The 16660-nt window shown below is 69.8% G+C and carries 15 protein-coding genes; 4 read left to right on the top strand and 11 right to left on the bottom strand.

The genetic code is table 11. The annotated features are described in order from the left end of the window. Nucleotides 1-2: 2 nt before the first annotated feature. From Pka01_RS26665 to Pka01_RS26635, 7 genes are all read right to left on the bottom strand, one after another. Nucleotides 3-671, bottom strand: a complete 669-nt coding sequence (locus Pka01_RS26665; RefSeq protein WP_203885630.1) for a hypothetical protein — start codon at nt 669-671, stop codon at nt 3-5. Then, the gene (locus Pka01_RS26660) at nt 668-1348 is read right to left on the bottom strand and encodes a hemerythrin domain-containing protein (protein WP_203885629.1); all 681 of its coding nucleotides are present in this window, start codon (nt 1346-1348) and stop codon (nt 668-670) included. Before Pka01_RS26660 ends, Pka01_RS26665 begins: the two co-directional genes overlap by 4 nt. 92 nt (nt 1349-1440) lie before the next feature. Then, complete coding sequence (locus tag Pka01_RS26655; protein WP_203885628.1) at nt 1441-2928, bottom strand: multicopper oxidase family protein; 1488 nt, start codon at nt 2926-2928, stop codon at nt 1441-1443. A 12-nt stretch (nt 2929-2940) separates the two neighbouring features. Then, nucleotides 2941-3405: a hypothetical protein gene (locus tag Pka01_RS26650; RefSeq protein WP_203885627.1), complete on the bottom strand. Its 465-nt coding sequence runs from the start codon at nt 3403-3405 to the stop codon at nt 2941-2943. After that, nucleotides 3402-3914, bottom strand: coding sequence for a hypothetical protein (locus Pka01_RS26645; RefSeq protein ID WP_203885626.1), 513 nt, complete (start codon nt 3912-3914; stop codon nt 3402-3404). Before Pka01_RS26645 ends, Pka01_RS26650 begins: the two co-directional genes overlap by 4 nt. A gap of 84 nt (nt 3915-3998) precedes the next feature. Further along, nucleotides 3999-4646 carry a response regulator gene (locus Pka01_RS26640; RefSeq protein WP_203885625.1) on the bottom strand — a complete coding sequence of 216 codons (648 nt, stop codon included), beginning with the start codon at nt 4644-4646 and terminating at the stop codon, nt 3999-4001. Further along, the gene (locus Pka01_RS26635; RefSeq protein ID WP_203885624.1) at nt 4643-6892 is read right to left on the bottom strand and encodes a sensor histidine kinase; all 2250 of its coding nucleotides are present in this window, start codon (nt 6890-6892) and stop codon (nt 4643-4645) included. Before Pka01_RS26635 ends, Pka01_RS26640 begins: the two co-directional genes overlap by 4 nt. Nucleotides 6893-7133: 241 nt before the next feature. Here Pka01_RS26635 and Pka01_RS26630 point away from each other — a divergent pair, with 241 nt between their 5' ends. Together Pka01_RS26630 and Pka01_RS26625 are read left to right on the top strand one after the other, a co-directional pair. Continuing rightward, nucleotides 7134-8567 (top strand): LVIVD repeat-containing protein, encoded by a 1434-nt coding sequence (locus Pka01_RS26630; RefSeq protein WP_203885623.1) that lies wholly within the window; start codon nt 7134-7136, stop codon nt 8565-8567. Between the two features lie 52 nt (nt 8568-8619). Further along, nucleotides 8620-9126 carry a phospholipase gene (locus tag Pka01_RS26625; RefSeq protein WP_203885622.1) on the top strand — a complete coding sequence of 169 codons (507 nt, stop codon included), beginning with the start codon at nt 8620-8622 and terminating at the stop codon, nt 9124-9126. Nucleotides 9127-9199: 73 nt separating this feature from the next. On the opposite strand, the gene Pka01_RS26620 is transcribed toward Pka01_RS26625, so the two are convergent. From Pka01_RS26620 to Pka01_RS26605, 4 genes are read right to left on the bottom strand one after another with little or no spacing between them, the layout of a single operon-like run. Next, nucleotides 9200-9808 carry a GNAT family N-acetyltransferase gene (locus tag Pka01_RS26620; RefSeq protein ID WP_203885621.1) on the bottom strand — a complete coding sequence of 203 codons (609 nt, stop codon included), beginning with the start codon at nt 9806-9808 and terminating at the stop codon, nt 9200-9202. Nucleotides 9809-9818: 10 nt separating this feature from the next. Next, nucleotides 9819-11540 (bottom strand): glycoside hydrolase family 9 protein, encoded by a 1722-nt coding sequence (locus Pka01_RS26615; protein ID WP_203885620.1) that lies wholly within the window; start codon nt 11538-11540, stop codon nt 9819-9821. Continuing rightward, nucleotides 11537-12916: a GH1 family beta-glucosidase gene (locus Pka01_RS26610; protein ID WP_203885619.1), complete on the bottom strand. Its 1380-nt coding sequence runs from the start codon at nt 12914-12916 to the stop codon at nt 11537-11539. Before Pka01_RS26610 ends, Pka01_RS26615 begins: the two co-directional genes overlap by 4 nt. 44 nt (nt 12917-12960) lie before the next feature. Further along, complete coding sequence (locus tag Pka01_RS26605) at nt 12961-14595, bottom strand: beta-N-acetylhexosaminidase (protein ID WP_203885618.1); 1635 nt, start codon at nt 14593-14595, stop codon at nt 12961-12963. Nucleotides 14596-14845: 250 nt separating this feature from the next. Here Pka01_RS26605 and Pka01_RS26600 point away from each other — a divergent pair, with 250 nt between their 5' ends. Then, on the top strand, nt 14846-15751 hold the full coding sequence (locus tag Pka01_RS26600) for an ABC transporter permease (protein ID WP_239115317.1): 906 nt from the start codon (nt 14846-14848) through the stop codon (nt 15749-15751). After that, nucleotides 15748-16641, top strand: a complete 894-nt coding sequence (locus tag Pka01_RS26595; RefSeq protein WP_203885616.1) for a carbohydrate ABC transporter permease — start codon at nt 15748-15750, stop codon at nt 16639-16641. Before Pka01_RS26600 ends, Pka01_RS26595 begins: the two co-directional genes overlap by 4 nt. The last annotated feature ends 19 nt before the right edge of the window (nt 16642-16660 follow it).

The following is a 16660-nucleotide window of genomic DNA, read 5'->3' as shown; positions in this document are numbered from 1 at the left end:
GGTCATGCCCGGGCGGAAGTCCGTCGCCTCAGACAGCGCACGGACAGAGCGATCACCCAGAGCCAGAACAGGGCGTAGGGGAAGAACCACAGGGGAGTCGTCCACACGGCCCGGGCCGCCACGAGGCCCGTACCGGCGATGACGGCCCACCAGCCCAGCCAGTGTGGAAGCACCCGCGACGACAGGATCACCCAGCCGGTGGCGAGGGCGAAGCTGCCGAGTGCCATCCACGAGGTCGCGAACCACAGGTTCCCCATGTCGAACGCGAACCGCGCCAACTGCGGGTCGAGTCCGTCCTCCACGCGGATGGCGGCAAGCTCCCAGCCGCTGGTGATCACGGTGGAGACGAAGACCACGCCGGAGACCAACGCGATGGCCGACCGCCATGCCTGCGGTTCCTCGCTGTGCCTCAGCAGCGCGTGCACGCCGCCCAGGAACCACAGGAACGCGACAAGACCGAGGAGCGACACGTAGGCGCCCGCTGAGAAGAGTTCAGGACCGCGGGTGTCGAAGAACGTCTGAATCTCCGCCGCGTCGGCGTCGAACGCCGGTTCGGCCCCGCCTGCCTGCAGGAAGCCCTGGGCGCCGAACAACAACAGGGTGGCGGCCATTCCCGCCGCGCCGATGGTCGACAGGAGGGCGCGGTGCGCGGGTGGGCTCTGCGGGATCATCGCCCGTCCCTTCCGCGGACTCGGCGGATGTAGCGCGCGTACCTGCGCCGACCGGCCAGCCGCCAGATCAGCCGGACAGGAACCGGGAGCGTGCCGAAGAACATGGCGGCCTCCCTCGGGTCGGCGACTTCCAGCATCTGACCCAGGGCGATGAGCTTCGCGCTGTCCGGGAACTTGTCGAAGGCCCGCTTACCGAATTCCCGCCACTCCGCGCCGGTGATGTGTGTGCGGATCAGCGGCAGGATCTCGGCCTCCTCCTCGTCGAGATGCCGGCCGAGGGCCTCGCCGAGCCGGTGCAGCGTGTCGGCCAGTTCCGCACCCGACGCGGCGTCGGGGGCGGCCTTCCATTTCGGGAGCAGCAGACGCGCCTGCTCGATGTGCTCGGCGACGACGTGGTGTTGCGCCTCCATGCGGCCTATCAGGTCGGCGCCGGGCGCGACGCGCTCCAGCAGGCGCGGCCAGATGTTCTCGTCCTCGGTGGCGTGGTGGTTGTGGAGACCGTCGAGGACGAACTCGGCGTGCTCGCCGATCGGTGCGGCTCGGCGGACGTCGCCGGGTGCGGTGCGCCGGATCAGGTCGGCGAGTTGCGGGAACCCCCGCCGGAAGATGCGGTGGATGACCACCATCTCCTGCGTGTTCGCCACGTCCGGGGCCTGTGGTGTGTGCGTGGTGCTCATCGGTCTGCTCCGTTCTCCGGTTCCGCCGCGGCCCGCGGCGGCGGGTTCGTCATGCCAGGGATGTAGTCGTCTTCTGTTTCGGTGCCGGCGGCTCATTCCCGTGAGTTGCCGGCAGGGCCGCCAATGAGAAAGGGCGTCGTGACGCCCTCGTACATGAGATGGGCGAGGAGCCCTTCACCCGCGTGGGGCAGGTTGTGGCAGTGATCGACCCAGATTCCCGGGTTGTCGGCGACGAACGCGATGTCGTAGGACTCGCCGTCGCCGACGTTCAGGGAGTCGACCCACCATGGGCTGCCCGTGGCGGCCTTTCCGTCGCGGGCGAGAACGATCGCGTGGTGGCCGTGCAGGTGCATCGGGTGAACCTCGCCGCTGCCGTTGACGACGGTCATGCGGACGACGTCGCCCTCGGCGACCACGTACATCGGCACATCCGGGAAGAGATGGCCGTTGACGGTCCAGTAGAGGCCGGGGCGTCCGTCGAGGAAGCCCGGTCGGCGTCCGATCTCGTACCGGAAGGTGCGGTCCGGGCGGGCCGCGTCGAAGCCGACGGCGGCGGGAGTGCCGTAGGTCAGCAGGTCCAGGGTCGTCGCCGGCCGGGCGCTCACGGGAGCGGCGGCCGAGCCGCCGAGCACCACCGACAGTGGGCCGCCGATCTGTACGCGGACGGGTGTGCCGTCGGGAGGCATGGTCACCTCGACGTCGGCCCGGCCGCCGGCCGTCACGAGGATCGCGGCATGGTCGATGGCGGTCGGGCCGTGCAGGTCGGTGCCGTCGACGGCGACCAGGCGCGGGGCGGTGCCCGAGACCCATGTCGAGGTGGGTCCGTTGTCGGTGTTGATCACGCGTACCCGCACCCTGGTGCCGGGCGGCGCCGGGACGGTGACGTCGGATTCAGAGCCGTTGAGGGTTCGGATCCCGTGGTAGAGGTGCGTCAGGGCGACGACGTCGACGTCGGCCTCGGGTCTCCCGGCGGGCTGGATGATCAGAGCGCCGAGCAGGCCTCCGGCGACCTGTGCGTGGGATACCTGGTGGGAGTGATACCAGAACGTGCCGGCCTGACGGGCGACGAACCGGTAGGTGAAGTCGCGGCCGATTCCGACCGCGTCCTGGGTGACTCCGGCGACCCCGTCCTGGGAGGCCGGGACGTCGACGCCGTGCCAGTGCAGGGTGACCCCGTCGGGCACCGATTCGTTGACCAGCCGCACCTGCACGAGCTGACCCGCCGTGGCCTGGATCGGCGGGCCGGGTGACCGGCCGTTGAGCGTGTACCCGTCGACCTCGCGGCCCGACGCCAGCCGGAAGCGCTGCTTGCGCGCGGTCAGCGTCACGTCGACGTCAGGTTCGCGTCGCGGGTCGGCGACCAGGTCGACGACGCTGCGGGTGCCGTCGCCGTGGCGCATGTGCGCGTGCTGCCCATGTGGTGCCGCGCTCGCCCGCAGGCCCTCGTCGGCGTACCCCATGTCCATGACGGAGTACGCCGGCGGCAGCAGGCTGGCCTGCCAGAGCCAGGCCGCCGGCGCGACGATCAGCAGCGTCGCGGCGCATGCCCCGGCGATGCGCAGACGACGGATGCGGGTCATCGCCTTCCGCCCTCAGACCGACGTCGCGGTCGGCGTGCCGGCAGGTGTGCCGGCGGTCGCGGGCCGCGCCCGGCGCGCGGTGTGCAGGGCGGCGGTGAACAGGAGCAGCGCGTTGAGTCCGTGTAGCGCGCCCAGGGCGGGCAGTTCGTGCCCGGCATACCCCAGGGTGATCTGGACGGCGACGAGCAGGAGCACCACCGCGGCGAACTTCACCCCGCCGGAGACCTGGGCGAAGAACGAAACGATCAGGAGGAGAAGCGCGAGGGCGGGAATCACCATGCCCCCGTTGACGCCGTGCAGGATGATGCCGATGACCTCTGGAAACGGGAACTCGTCGCTCTCCATGACGGCCTTGTCGAGCACGCCGCCGCCCGCGACCCATTTGTCGAGGCCGGCGTTGGCCAGAACCACGAACGACGCCTGGACGGCCACCTCGGCCGCGATGATGTACGCCAGCACCTTGTAGACAGTTCTCATGTTGTCCATCCCTTCGACATGCGTGATCGGATCGATCCGGCGAGCAGGGCGGCGCCGAGGGGCCCGGCGCCGAGGAGATAGGGGGCGCCGGGATCGGCGATGAACGTGCTGAGCAGCGCGGCGATCGCGATGATCACGCCGGCCGCCTGCGGCAGTAGTTCCGCCCGGCCGGCCGCGTACGCCAGTTGCGCGTTGCCGATGGCCGCGCCGCCGACCATGGCGAACAGCGGGACAGGGTGCGCCGCGATCCACGGCTGGCCGGCGACCCTCAACGTCGCCTCGACCGTCCATGCCGAAGCGACGAAGCCCAGCAGGGCGAGAGCGAGGGCGGTCGGCACGCGGCGGGCGTGGCGGGCGATGTCGCGGTACGCGATCGCGCTCACCACGACGGCGAGCCATGCGCCGGCGCTCCACAGGACCTCGGCGGCCGCCGGTTCCGCGAGGGACCCGATGACGCAGATCGCCGCCGAGGCCATCAGGCCCAGCCCGGTGACCGCCTTCGTCTTCATGACCGTCAGGGTCCGGGGTGCCGCGTCCCGGCGTCACGGGACGGCGTCCCGGCCGGTTCGGGAGATCGCGCCGGGCGGAAGCCGTTACCGGGATTCCGGCGGCCCGCCGAGACCCGCCTCGCGGGCCCGGAGGATCGCCGCGGACCGGTCGGCCACGTGCAGCTTCGTCAGGACGTTGGAGACATGGTTGCGTACGGTCTTGCCGCTCACGCCGAGACGCCGTGCGATCGCCGTGTTGTCCATGCCCCGGGCGACGAGTCCGAGTACCTCGTGTTCCCGTTCGGTGAGCTGCGGGAACGGGGACGCCGCCGCGGCGCGCGCGAAGTGGGCGAGCAGTTGTGCGGCCACGCCGGCGCCGAAGACCGCCTCGCCGCGGGCGACCGCGCGCACCGCGGCGACGATCTCCTCGCCGCCGGCGCCCTTGAGCGCGTACCCGTGGGCTCCCGCCCGCAGGGCGGCCAGGACGTTCTCGTCATCGTCGTACATCGTCAGGATCAGCGAACGGGTGGGCAGACCGGCGGCGCGCATGCGTGCGGTGACCGTGAGCCCGTCACCGTCGGGCATGTTGATGTCGAGCACGGCGATGTCGGGCCGGTGCTCGACGGCCGAGCGCAGCGCGTCCGCGCCGGTGTCGGCGACGGCGAGCACCTTCATGTCGGGCTCGGCGTCGAGCAGGGCTCGCAGGCCCGACACGTACATGGGATGGTCGTCGGCGAGGATCAGCCGGATCATCGTGCCCCTCCGAGACTCGTCGGCAGAAAGGCGCGCACGAGCGTGCCGCCCTCGGCCAGGGAGCGAATCGACCAGACCCCGCCCACCTCGGCCGCCCGCTCCCGCATGGAGCGTAACCCCACCCCGGCCGTCCGATCGGGGTCGAGCCCGCGGCCGTCATCGCGCACCGTCACCTCGACGCCGCCGTCCACCAGCGCGATCATCGCGGTGCAGCGCGTCGCTCCGCTGTGGCGGACCGCGTTCGTGATCGCCTCGACGGCGATCCGGTACGCCGCCGTCTCGACCGCGGCCGGCAACGCCGGCGTGCCCTCCGCGCCGATCACCTCGATGGACATGGCGCCCGCCAGGCCCGCCGCGCGGGACCGGACCGCGCCGACGATGCCGAGCTCGTCCAGCGCGGGCGGGCGCAGCGCCTCGACGAGACGCCGTACGTCGGCCAGCGACGCGGTCACTTCCGCGGAGATCTCGTCGAGCAGGGCACGAGCCTCCGCGTCCCCCGGCACGGTGCGGGCCGCGAGACCGGCCTTGAGCCCGATCGCGGCCAGGGTCGGTCCGAGTCCGTCGTGCAGGTCGCGGCGCAGCCGGCGGCGTTCATCCTCCCGCGAGGCCACCACCTCGGCACGGGACCTGACCAGATCGTCGTGCAGCCGCACCGCCTGCACCGCGGTTCCGACCTGTTGCGCCAGCGAACCGATCAGGCGGAGGTCGACCGGATCGAGCGGGTCGTCGTTGCCGCGCGCCGAGACCCGTAGGCGCCCGATGAGCGTCCCGTGGTGAAGGAGCGGCTCGACGTGCACCGCGCCGACCGCGACGCCGTGCTGGGTGGCCTGGTGGCACCCGCCCGCGCCGTCCACCAGATCGATCGCCGCGTACGGCACGCGCAGCGACCGCGCCACCGTCTCGACGATCGCCGGCAGCACATCGGCGGGCAGCAGGACCGCCTGGAGCCGGCTGCCGAGGCGGGTCAACGCACCCGCCGGATCGTGGCGATCCCCGTACATCACCCGGTTGACCGTGCTTTGCGCCGCGTTGCGCAGCGGCGCCAGCACGAGCGCGGCCCCCGCCGCGGCGAGCGCGGCGGCCACCGTCTCTGACAGCCTCAGCCCGCTGACCAGCAGCGCGACGACGGTCGCGTATCCCGCGACCAGGGCCGCGACCACAGTCGCGTACACCAGGGACCGGTTCGCCAGCCGCTCGATGTCGAACAGACGATGGCGGCGCAGCGCGACCCCGATGCCGGCCACGAACGGCAGGCCCGACAGGCCGAGTGCTCCCCACGGCAGCGAATGCCCGCCGGTGACCAGTTCCGGGAGATGCCAGCCCGCGACGCCGACCACCGCCGCGAGCGCACCACCCCCCAGCAGCCAGCGCATCCTGCTCCGCAGCAGCGGATCACGATTGGCGCGGTAGCTGACGGCGCCACACACCGTGGCGATGAGCAGGGCCAACGCCGTGACCGCCGTCTGACCACTGTTCACCAGGCCGAGCCAGCGGATGGTGTCGGGCACCGCCACAGCGGCGACCGCACTCCATGCGGCCATCACGGCCGGCGGTGCGGCGTACGCGACGGCGATCGCCTTCCGCTCCCGGCTCGACTGGGGTCTGCGGGCGGTGAACGCGATCGAGAAGGCCAGCAGCGCGCCCCAGGCGATCGAGTACGAGACGATCGCGTTGAGGTGGAACAGCCACAGCTGAGGACCGCCGGTGGCCAGGGCGAGTGCGGGAAGTCCGGCGGCGACGGTGAGCGTGCTGCCCAGCAGGCCCGCCCCGAGCACCAGAAGCGGGCCCGTCGCGGGTTCCTCGGGCCGCCGCAGATACAGTGCGGCCGCCAGCGCGGCGAGCGCGAAGACGAAGACGAGATTGCCCCAGCCCTGCGCGAGCAGCGGGTACGGATCGGGGCGCTCGATCGGCACCGCCACGACGCCCGCACTCTGGCGCCGCACGTCATACCAGACGGTCGCCCCCGGCCGCGGGCGAGGAACAGCGCCGAGCCCGTCGGCCAGACGACTCCCGGAGACGCCGGTCACCAGGTCGCCGGTCCGCAGCCCCGACTCTTCGCGCGCGACCGGGACATCCACCACCACGCCGTCGAGGTGCCAGGTCGACCAGCCCAGCCGCACGATGCTGCCGTCCGACGGCGCATCCAGCCGGACGGCGGTCGCCACGACACCCAGCACCACCAAGACGATCGCGACGGCCGCGGGAGCCCTGCGCGACCACCGCGACCGCGACAGTCGCGCGGACATGAGCCCATTCAAACCGACAGCCGAGCAGGAAACCATTCCCTGGATCGCCTTGCCTGCTCACCTTCAGGTCGGGCGAACCGTTTCGGCGCCGGACCCGCGGCAAGCTCCGTTCGCGGCGACACGGTCGTGGCCAGGGAGAAGACAATTCTTAAGAATTTCCTGACATGTTGCTGCTTGGCAGGAGGAATTGTTTGGAGTCATGATCTGGTCATTTATGTCCCCTTTATGAGGAGGCTTCTACGTGTTCACCTCCCGCCGGCGTGGCCTGACCGGCCGTGTCCTGGCCGTGACGGGCGCGGTGCTGGCCACCGCACTGGCCACCGTGCTGGCCACCGTCCCGGCCCAGGCCGCGGACATCCTGGCTCCCGACGAGATCGCGATGAGCGGCAACGTCACCCACGTCGCGAACGTGCCCAAGCCGGCCGCCCTCGCCGCCACCATCAACACCGACATCGCCTTCCAGGGCGACTACGCCTACGTCGGCAACTACGGTGGCTTCAGCATCGTCGACATCAAGCATCCGAAGAAGCCGAAAGTCGTCAGCTCGGTCGTGTGCCCGGGCTCCCAGATGGACATGTCCGTCTACGGCAACCTGCTCTTCGGCTCCGTCGACTCCTCCCGTAGCGACGACTCCTGCAACAGCGTCGCCCAGAGCGCCGCGAACAAGGACTCCTGGGAGGGAATCCGCATCTTCGACGTCAGCGACAAGTCCAATCCCACGTACATCAAGTCGGTCGAGACCAACTGCGGTTCGCACACCCACACCCTCGTGCCGGACAAGCACGGCAAGGCGGTGTACATCTACATCTCCTCCTACAGCCCCTCCGCGGCATTCCCCGACTGCCAGCCGCCGCACGACCTGATCTCGATCGTCAAGGTCCCGCTCGACAACCCCACGGCCGCGTCCGTGGTCGCGACGCCGAACCTTTTCCCGGACGGCGGCAACCCCGGGGAGAGCCTGCCCTACCCCGACCGCACGTCGGCGACCACCGGCTGCCACGACATCACGGCTTACCCCGAGAAGGGCCTTGCCGCGGGGGCCTGCATGGGTGACGGCATCCTGATGGACATCAAGGACCCTGAGCACCCGAAGGTCCTCGACGTCGTCCGCGATGACGAGAACTTCGCGTTCTGGCACTCGGCGACCTTCAACAACGAAGGCACCAAGGTCATCTTCACCGACGAGCTGGGCGGTGGAACGGCGGCCACCTGCAACGAGGCCATCGGCCAGAACCGCGGAGCCGACGCGATCTACGACATCGACCACAACCAGTTCACGTTCAAGAGCTACTACAAGATCTCGCGTCACCAGGCGGACACGGAGAACTGCGTGGCTCACAACGGCTCGCTGATCCCCGTCAAGGGCCGCGACATCATGGTGCAGGCGTGGTACCAGGGTGGCGTCTCGATCTGGGACTTCACCGACTCCGCCAACCCGCGCGAGATCGGCTACTTCGAGCGTGGTCCGTGGGAGCAGCCGCTGAACGGCGGTTACTGGTCCGCGTACTACTACAACGGCTACATCTACGGCAGCGACTTCAACGAGGGCTTCGACGTCTTCAAGATCAACGATCACCGTACCAACCAGGCCAACAGCGTCAAGATCGACCGGCTCAACGTACAGACGCAGGGTTCGTACCGCGAGCACGGCAAGGGTGTGCCCGGCGGCCACTGACGGGTCGCATGACGAGTAACACGTAACGAGAAGGGGGGCGGGCGCCAAGCCGGTGCGACCTGTCCGCAGGCGCCGGCCGTGCCCGCCCCCGCGCCGGCGTGGCCGCCGACGGCGGGCCGGAAAGGCTCACACGTCCGCACTTTCCGGTTTCACCCAGCCCACGTCGGCCAGCGCCGCCAGTTGGCTCTCCGCCTGGCAGAACCAGGCCGCCTGGGCGGCATACGCATTCGACTGGTCGACCGACCTGTGCTCGACCAGTCCCGACCAGCCACTCGGGTACGACTTCAGAACACCGTGCCGACGTCACGACTTCGGCTACCGCAACTACAAGGCGGTGAACCAGTTCCCGTCGAACAAGTCGCATGTCGACGACGCGTTCTACTTCGACATGAAGCAGGTCTGCGCGAGATATTCCGGCGTCAGCAAATCCACCTGTGACGGCCTCGCCTGGACCTACTACCAGGCGGTCAGGCAATTCGGTTCCCTCAACGTCACCCAGGCCCAGATCGACCGGGTTCGCGTGAACACCGAACGAGCGGCCCAGAACGCTGAGGCGTGACGGGTCGTTTCCGATTCAGAGGTGCCGGGCAGTCGCACGACGTCTGCCCGGCACTCGCGCCGACGCCGGAGCGCTACGCGAGGTCCATCACCATGATGGAGCCCCAGCCGCCGCGGCGCTCCTCGCTGAACCCCACGGCCTGGTAGAAGGCGAAGGCTCCGGGGTTTCCGCTTCCCACACCCAGGTGGAGGCCGGGCACCCGCCGCGCCCGGAGCGCGTCGACGAGCATGCCCATGAGCCGCCGCCCGAGGCCCGCGCCCTGCCCGCGCGGCAGGATGTCGATGTGCAGGTGCGCCGGATACCGGTCGAACAACTCGTCCCGCTGGGGCCGCGCGTCGTGAATGTGCGCGACGCGCTGCCAGTCCTGGGTTCCGTCGCCGGGATCGGCGGCCCGCTCCCGCGGGTACCGCTCGCGCAGCGCCGGCCACCAGTTCTCCTCCAGCCAGGTCTCGAACCGGTAGGTGTCGGCGGTGGCCACGATGTAGCCGAGCACGCCGTCGGCGTCGGCGGCGACGAACGTCAGGCCAGGATCCGCGACCGGGTACGGCGCGGCGTAGACATGAGCGAGCAGGTCCGGATCGTGATACAGCCCGGTGGCGTCCCTGCCGGAGTCGCCGGTCCGCAGGCACACCCGGTACATGCCGGGAAGATCGAGCGGCTGGAAGGGCCGGATGACCGCCATGGCCGTCCCCCTACCCGAGCGCCGAGACGGCGAGCAGGAACCAGGCGCTGTGGGGGATCCACTGTTCGGCCCACCGCCACGAGTTCCCGCTGGCGCGATGCTCGTCCGGCATGAACGCGATGTCGTGCTCGTCGTCGAATCCGCTGGTCACGCCGTTGAGGATGCCTCCCGGCACGTTCTGGAACGCCGTCGAGTACTCCACGTTGCCCCGCCCCCTGCCCTGGATCATCGAGGCGTCGAAGGGGTTGAGCCCCATGATCCAGTGCACCTGGTCGTCGGCGAGCCTGAGCAGTCGCTCCCGCAGGGCGGGGTCGCATTCGGGCAGTTCGGCCGCGAGCACCGCCGCGTAGGCGATCGAGGAGATGGTGGCGTTCTCCCCCTGCCACCAGTAGCCGGTCTCGTTGTCGTGCGGATAGAAGAACGTGGTCCTCGGGGGGAGACCGGTCGGCTGCGTGAACTGCCTGGCGTAGCCGAAGGGGTTGGGCACCTCGTCGGCCAGATGGGCCGCGTCCCGAAGCAGCGTGAGCGCCATCTCCCTGGCCCGTCCGGCGAGCGCCGAGTCGTGCCGTACCTCCGCGAACCGCATCAGCGCCACGGCGGGCAGACCGGCCTCCGCCGCGTGGAAGAACGGCCGGCCCTCGACGTCCCCGAGCAGGTAGCCGAAGCCCATGTCCGTGGTGGTGTAGCGGTTCATCAGCGATTCCGCGCGCCGATCCGCGGCCTTCACGAACTCGGCCGGGTCGGGGCCGCCGGGCGGCACGGCGGCGGCGCCGGCCAGTTCGGTGGCGGCCATGAGCGCGCAGTAGTCGTCGATGACCGACTCAGCCCCGTCGTAGAGGTAGTCGAGGTTGTGCTCCTCCAGGTGGGCGAATCCGCGATGGGCGGCCGCCAGATACTCCTCCGACGTGAAGTCGCCGTGATCGCCGAGCGTCGCCGCGCGCGCGAGCGCGGCGACGGCCATGCCCCCTCCCTGGCGGTAGGCGGCCTGCCAGCGGGTGGTCCTGACGCTGTCCTGCAGGGGGGCGTTGATCACGCGCTCGTCGAGGTCCTTGGTGAGGGCGTCGAAGATCGCCGTGTAGAAGTAGCCCTCCTCCGACTGGAAGCGCACCAGGAAGTCCGCGCCGTGCAGGCCCTCGTCGCGCATGCGCGCGCCCAGGCTTCGGCACAACTCCGGATGGTTCGCCGCGAGCCGGTCGCGGGCGGCCATGAACGCCCACGCGCACAGCGGCGTCTGCTGGGGGTTCATCATCCGGCTGTAGTTGAGGTGGCTGAGGAACTTGCTGTGGTCGCCGGACGCGTCCAGCCAGCCGCCGTGCGCGTCCACCGTTCGGCCCGAGTCGTCCTGGTAGAAGCGTGCGTGCCGGTCCTTGCGGTCGATCTCGCCGCTCGACCGGACGGCTTTGAAGTAGTAGAGCGTGTCCGACAACGTCATGTGGTGGACGCGCCGCGTGCCGATCGTGAACGGCTCGCTCGCGTGCACGCCGTCCGGCGTGACGACCTCGACCCGGTACCGGCCCTCGGCGCGGACGTGGCCGAAGTCGATGCGCAGGAACGAGCCGACGGACCAGCCGTCGACGCGTTCCTCAGGGCCGAGGGCGAGCTCGGTCCGCGTGCCGTCCCCCTCGTCGACGAGGGCGGCGCCCTCGATCGTGGCGGGGCCGCGGAGCAGCGCGACGGCCTTCTTCGTGCCGGCGGTGTTGTAGCCGAGGTGGCTGGTGAGAACGGTGATCACAGTCGTCCCGTCTCCGCCGCGGCCTTCTTCTCGGCCGCCACGCGCTCGGCGTAGTAGCGCGCCGAGCGCTTCGGTGTGCGCTCGAGCGTGTCGTAGTCGACGCGGACGATGCCGAACCTGCGGTCGTAGCCGAAGGACCACTCGAAGTTGTCGAGCAGCGACCAGGCGAAGTAGCCGCGCACGTTCACGCCGAGGTCGCGGGCCTCGAGTGTGGCGTCGATGTGCTCACGCAGGTATTCGGCGCGCTCGGCGTCGTCAACGTAGCCGGTCTCGTCCGCCGTGTCCGCGTACGCCGCGCCGTTCTCCGTGATGTACCAGGCCGGGCCCGGATACTCCCGGTCCAGCCGCGTCAGCAGGTCGGTCAGCGCGCCGGGCGTGACCTCCCAGTCCATCGCGGTGCGCGGCACGTCGCGGCGGAGGGTGGCCGGGGCGGGCCAGCCGTTCTGCCCCGTGGGCGCCGCCGCGACCATCTGGGAGGAGTAGTAGTTGACGCCGACCACGTCCACCGGCTGTGCGATCGTCTCGAGGTCGCCGTCCTGGACCGGGAGCGGGCACCCCAGCTCGCCGAGCCTGTCGGCGACGTCGGCCGGATACTCGCCGCGCAGCAGGGGGTCGAGGTACAGCCGGTTGGCGAAGCCGTCCTCCCAGTGGGCGGCGGCGAGGTCGGCGGGGGAGTCGCTCGCCGGGAGCTTGGGGGCGAGGTTGAGCGTGATGCCCACCTCCAGCGCGTCGGAGCGGCCGTTCGCGGCGGCGAGGTCCCGGATCGTCCGCACCGCCAGACCGTGCCCCAGCAGCAGGTGGTGGACGGCGGCCGTCGCCGCGCGGGCGTCCTGGCGGCCGGGGGCGTGCCGTCCGGTCATGTAGCCGAGGACGGCCGAGCACCAGGGCTCGTTCAGCGTCGTCCACTGGCTCACGCGGTCGCCGAGCGCCTCATAGGCGATGGCCGCGTAGTCGGCGAACCGGTACGCGACGTCCCGGCTCGGCCAGCCTCCGGCGTCCTCCAGTGCCTGGGGCAGGTCCCAGTGATACAGCGTCACCCACGGCCGGATGCCCTTGGCCAGCAACTCGTCGACGAGGCGGTCGTAGAAGGCGATCCCCGCGGGGTTGCCCGCACCGGTCCCGTCAGGTTGCACGCGCGGCCAGGCGAGGGAGAAGCGGTACACGTCCAGACCGAGCTCGGCCATGATCGCGACGTCCTCGGGCATCCGGTGGTAGTGGTCGCAGGCGACGGCGCCGGTGTCGCCGTCCGTCACGGTGCCGGGGGTCGCGCAGAAGGTGTCCCAGATGGAGGGGGTGCGCCCGTCCTCGTTCACCGCACCCTCGATCTGGTACGACGAGGTCGCCGCGCCCCACAGGAAGTTCGCATGCTGCGTCATCGGTCAAAAGTTCCAATCAACAGGAAATCAGGATCTTTCGGAGACTACGGTTCGCGGGAGACGGACTCCACCCACTTCTTGGTCTCCTCGATCCGCCCGGGCCCGGAGCGCCGCCAGACGCCCGTCCCGCCGGTCTGCCACGGGTGCGGCCCGGCCGGCGGGCGGTAGCCGACGCCCATCGCGTCGAGCCGTCCGAGGTGGACGGTCAGGCGCCGTCCGAAGTCCGCGGGATCGGCGACCCGCCCCCTCCACAGCACCTCGGCGAGCGCGCAGGCACGCGGGAAGGCCAGGTAGTCGAGGCGGTCCTCGGTGGCAACCCACTCGCTCCAGATCTGGAACTGGCCGCCGAGTACCCGCCCCCGCAGGGCGTCCGGCCACTCCTCGGGCGCCGGAGAGAAGGCCGCGACGTCGTCGATCGTGATGGGGCCGCCCTCCGAACGGGGCTCCTCTGCCAGGTCCGACTGGTCGAAGTTGAAGTACGTCGGGAACAGGGGGGCCCGCACCACGTCGTGCGAGGCGGCGGCACGGCCCGCGACCTCGTGCCCGCGCCACGCCATGACGATGGTGTCGGGGAGCACGCCCCCCGTGACGAACCCCTCGTCCCACACCACCATGCGCACGCCGCGTGAGGACAGGAACCGGCCGAGGGACCGGAGGAAGTGCCCGTGCATCTGCTTCACGTCGGTGTACCCGTGCTCGGCCATCTCGGCCGCGATGACCGGATCGTCGGCCCACCAGCCCATGTCGCACTCGTCGCCGCCGAGATGCACGTACGGCGTGTCGACCGCCTCGAGGATCTCCGCAAGGACGTCCTCGAGGAACGCGACGACCGGGCGGGTGGGGCTGAGGGAGGATCCGCCCGCCCAGACGGTGTCGAGCACGGCCTGCTCCTGACCGGGCCGGCCGAGTTCGGGATAGGCGGCGCGCAGCGCCGAGGTGTGTCCCGGCACGTCGATCTCGGGGACCAGGGTGATCCCCCGGGACCGCGCGTAGGCCGAGATCTCGGCCAGGTCGTCCAGCGTGTAGTAGCCGCCGTGCGGGGTGCCGTCGGGGACGCCGTCGGGGCCGAGCCTGGTCGAGGGCCGCCAGCTGCCGACCTCGTGCAGCCGCGGATGGCGCCGGCTCTCCACACGCCAACCCTGGTCGTCCGCGAGATGCAGGTGCAGCCGGTTGAAGCGGTGGGCGGCGAGCAGGTCGACGTAGCGCAGGATCGTGCGCTTGGGGAAGAAGTGGCGGGCCACGTCGAGCATCGCGCCGCGCCAGCCGTACTCCGGCCGGTCCGCCACCGTGCCGCACGGTACGGCCCAGCCGCCGCCGTGGTTCCATTCGCGCCGCCAGGCGTGTGCCGGCATGAGCTGCCGCAGCGTCGTGAGGGCGTTGACCGCGCCCTCGAAGCCGCCGGCGCTGATCTCGACGCCCGACTCGGTGACCTCGACGCGGAAGGCGCCGGGTGCGTGATCCGACGCGGCGGCGAAGCTCAGCGTGGTCTGAGTGGTATTAGCTGGATCATTCGAGGGGCCGTCGGCGGGAAGCGGCAGCCCGGCGAGAAACCGCCGGAACAGCTCCTGGATTTCCGCGGACCCTGCCACCGCGACGGCCGTGCGCGCATTCAGCAGGCACGTTCCCGGTTGAGAAAAGGCCAGTTCAGGCTGGGGGAGAAGAGTGGAATAGGGGTCCAAGGCATATCCCGTCGGAGTCGATCCGGCCCGCTTTTCTCAGGCGCCGGCGCACCATCATGTGACCGCGAAGGTACTTGTTGTCTTACTTTGGTGCAAGTGGTATCTTCCCGGTACTTCGCTGGTATCTGCCCACGTCGGCACAGGCACACCGGCGGTTTCACGCACTCGGTGAGAGGTGTGCATGGCGCTGAAGCAGGCATTGCCCCGGGTTACCGCAGAGGGCTCGGAAAGTCAGATAACTCCGCAAAAGATGCCATTTCTCGCGCGGTTATGGCGGGACGCGCCGCTGCTCGTCATGGTGGCCCCGGCCGCCATCGTGCTTCTGCTGTTCACGTACATCCCGCTCCTGGGGAGCGTGGTCGCGTGGATGGACTACGTCCCGTTCCTCGGGTTCACCGGGTCCGACTGGGTGGGCTGGGACAACTTCACCGCGCTCGTGTCCGACCCGGCGTTCTGGAGCGCCGTGTGGAACACGCTGCAGATCACCTTCCTGCAGCTGGTGCTGTTCTTCCCCGTCCCCATCCTGCTGGCGGTGCTCCTCAACACCGTCGCGGTGCCGATGGCGAAGAACTTCGTGCAGTCGGTCATCTACCTGCCGCACTTCCTGTCCTGGGTCATCATCATCGCGCTGTTCCAGCAGGTACTCGGCGGCGCGGGGGTCGTCAACCGGTTCCTGATCACCCACGGCCTCACGCCGTTCGAGGTCATGTCCAACCCGGACACGTTCAAGCTGCTGCTCACCACCCAGGCGATCTGGAAGGACGCCGGTTGGGGCACGATCATCTTCCTCGCCGCCATCGCGGCCATCGACCCCGGTCTCTACGAGTCCGCGACGATGGACGGCGCCGGCGCCTGGCGCAGGTTCTGGCACATCACGCTGCCGGGGATGCGGCCCATCATCGTGCTGCTGCTCATCCTCCGCCTGGGTGACTCCCTGACCGTCGGGTTCGAGCAGATCCTGCTGCAGCGCGACGCGGTCGGCCCGGGTTCGGCGGAGGTGCTCGACACCTTCGTCTACTACAACGGCGTCGTCGACGGGAGTTGGGGGACCGCGACCGCCGCCGGCCTCATCAAGGGCGTCGTCAGCCTCTTTCTCGTCCTGGCGGCGAACAAGATCGCCCACCGGTTCGGTGAGGAAGGTGTGTACAAGCGATGAGCAATCCAGGCCGGCCCGTCTGGCTCGGCAAGCCGAAGCCGGTGGCGGTCGCGCTCAAGGCGCTCGCCCTCGCGCTGATCAGCGCCGTCGTGATCTTCCCGTTCCTCGTCGTCGTCTCCACGAGCCTGGCGACCAAGAAGCAGATCGACGCGAACGGCGGCTACGTCCTGTGGCCCACGGAGATCTCGTTCGAGGCCTACCACCAGATCTTCAACGGCACACAGGTGGCCAGGTCGATCGTCATCAGCGTCGGCGTGACCGTCGTGGGCACGGCCTTCAGCCTGTTCTGCACGGTGCTGGCGGCCTACGGCCTCAGCCGGAGAGGGTCCCTCTTCCAGCGCGGGCTGCTGTCGTTCGTGCTGCTCACCCTGTTGTTCGGGCCGGGGATGATCCCCGTCTATCTCATGGTGAAGCAGCTCGGCATGCTCGACAGCTACTGGTCGCTGATCATCCCGGGCGCGGTGAGCGCGTTCAACATCGTCATCGTCCGCGGCTTCATCCAGGGCATACCGAAGGAACTGTTCGACGCCGCCCGCATCGACGGCGCGGGGGAATGGCGAATCCTCCGGACGATCGTGCTGCCGCTGTCCAAAGCCGTCATCGCGGTCGTCGGCCTTTTCCTCGCCGTCGGCTACTGGAACAACTATTTCAGCCCGCTGCTGTATCTGAACGACACGCAAAAGTGGCCGCTCCAGCTCGTCATGCGCACATTCGTTCTGCAGAACAACATCACCTCGACCGCGCACACCATTCCCGGATATGTGGCGCCACCCGCGCAGTCCGTGCAGATGGCTCTCGTGGCGATCGCCACGCTGCCGATCCTGTGCGTCTATCCCTTCCTGACGAAGCACATGTCGAAGGGGATGCTCACCGGGGCCATCAAGGGTTAGTCGATAACCGTAAAGGAAC

This window comes from Planotetraspora kaengkrachanensis (assembly GCF_016862895.1).
Taxonomy (GTDB): Bacteria; Actinomycetota; Actinomycetes; order Streptosporangiales; family Streptosporangiaceae; genus Planotetraspora; species Planotetraspora kaengkrachanensis.
Note: the sequence above shows the minus strand (reverse complement) of the source record. Positions and strands in the feature narration are given on the sequence as shown.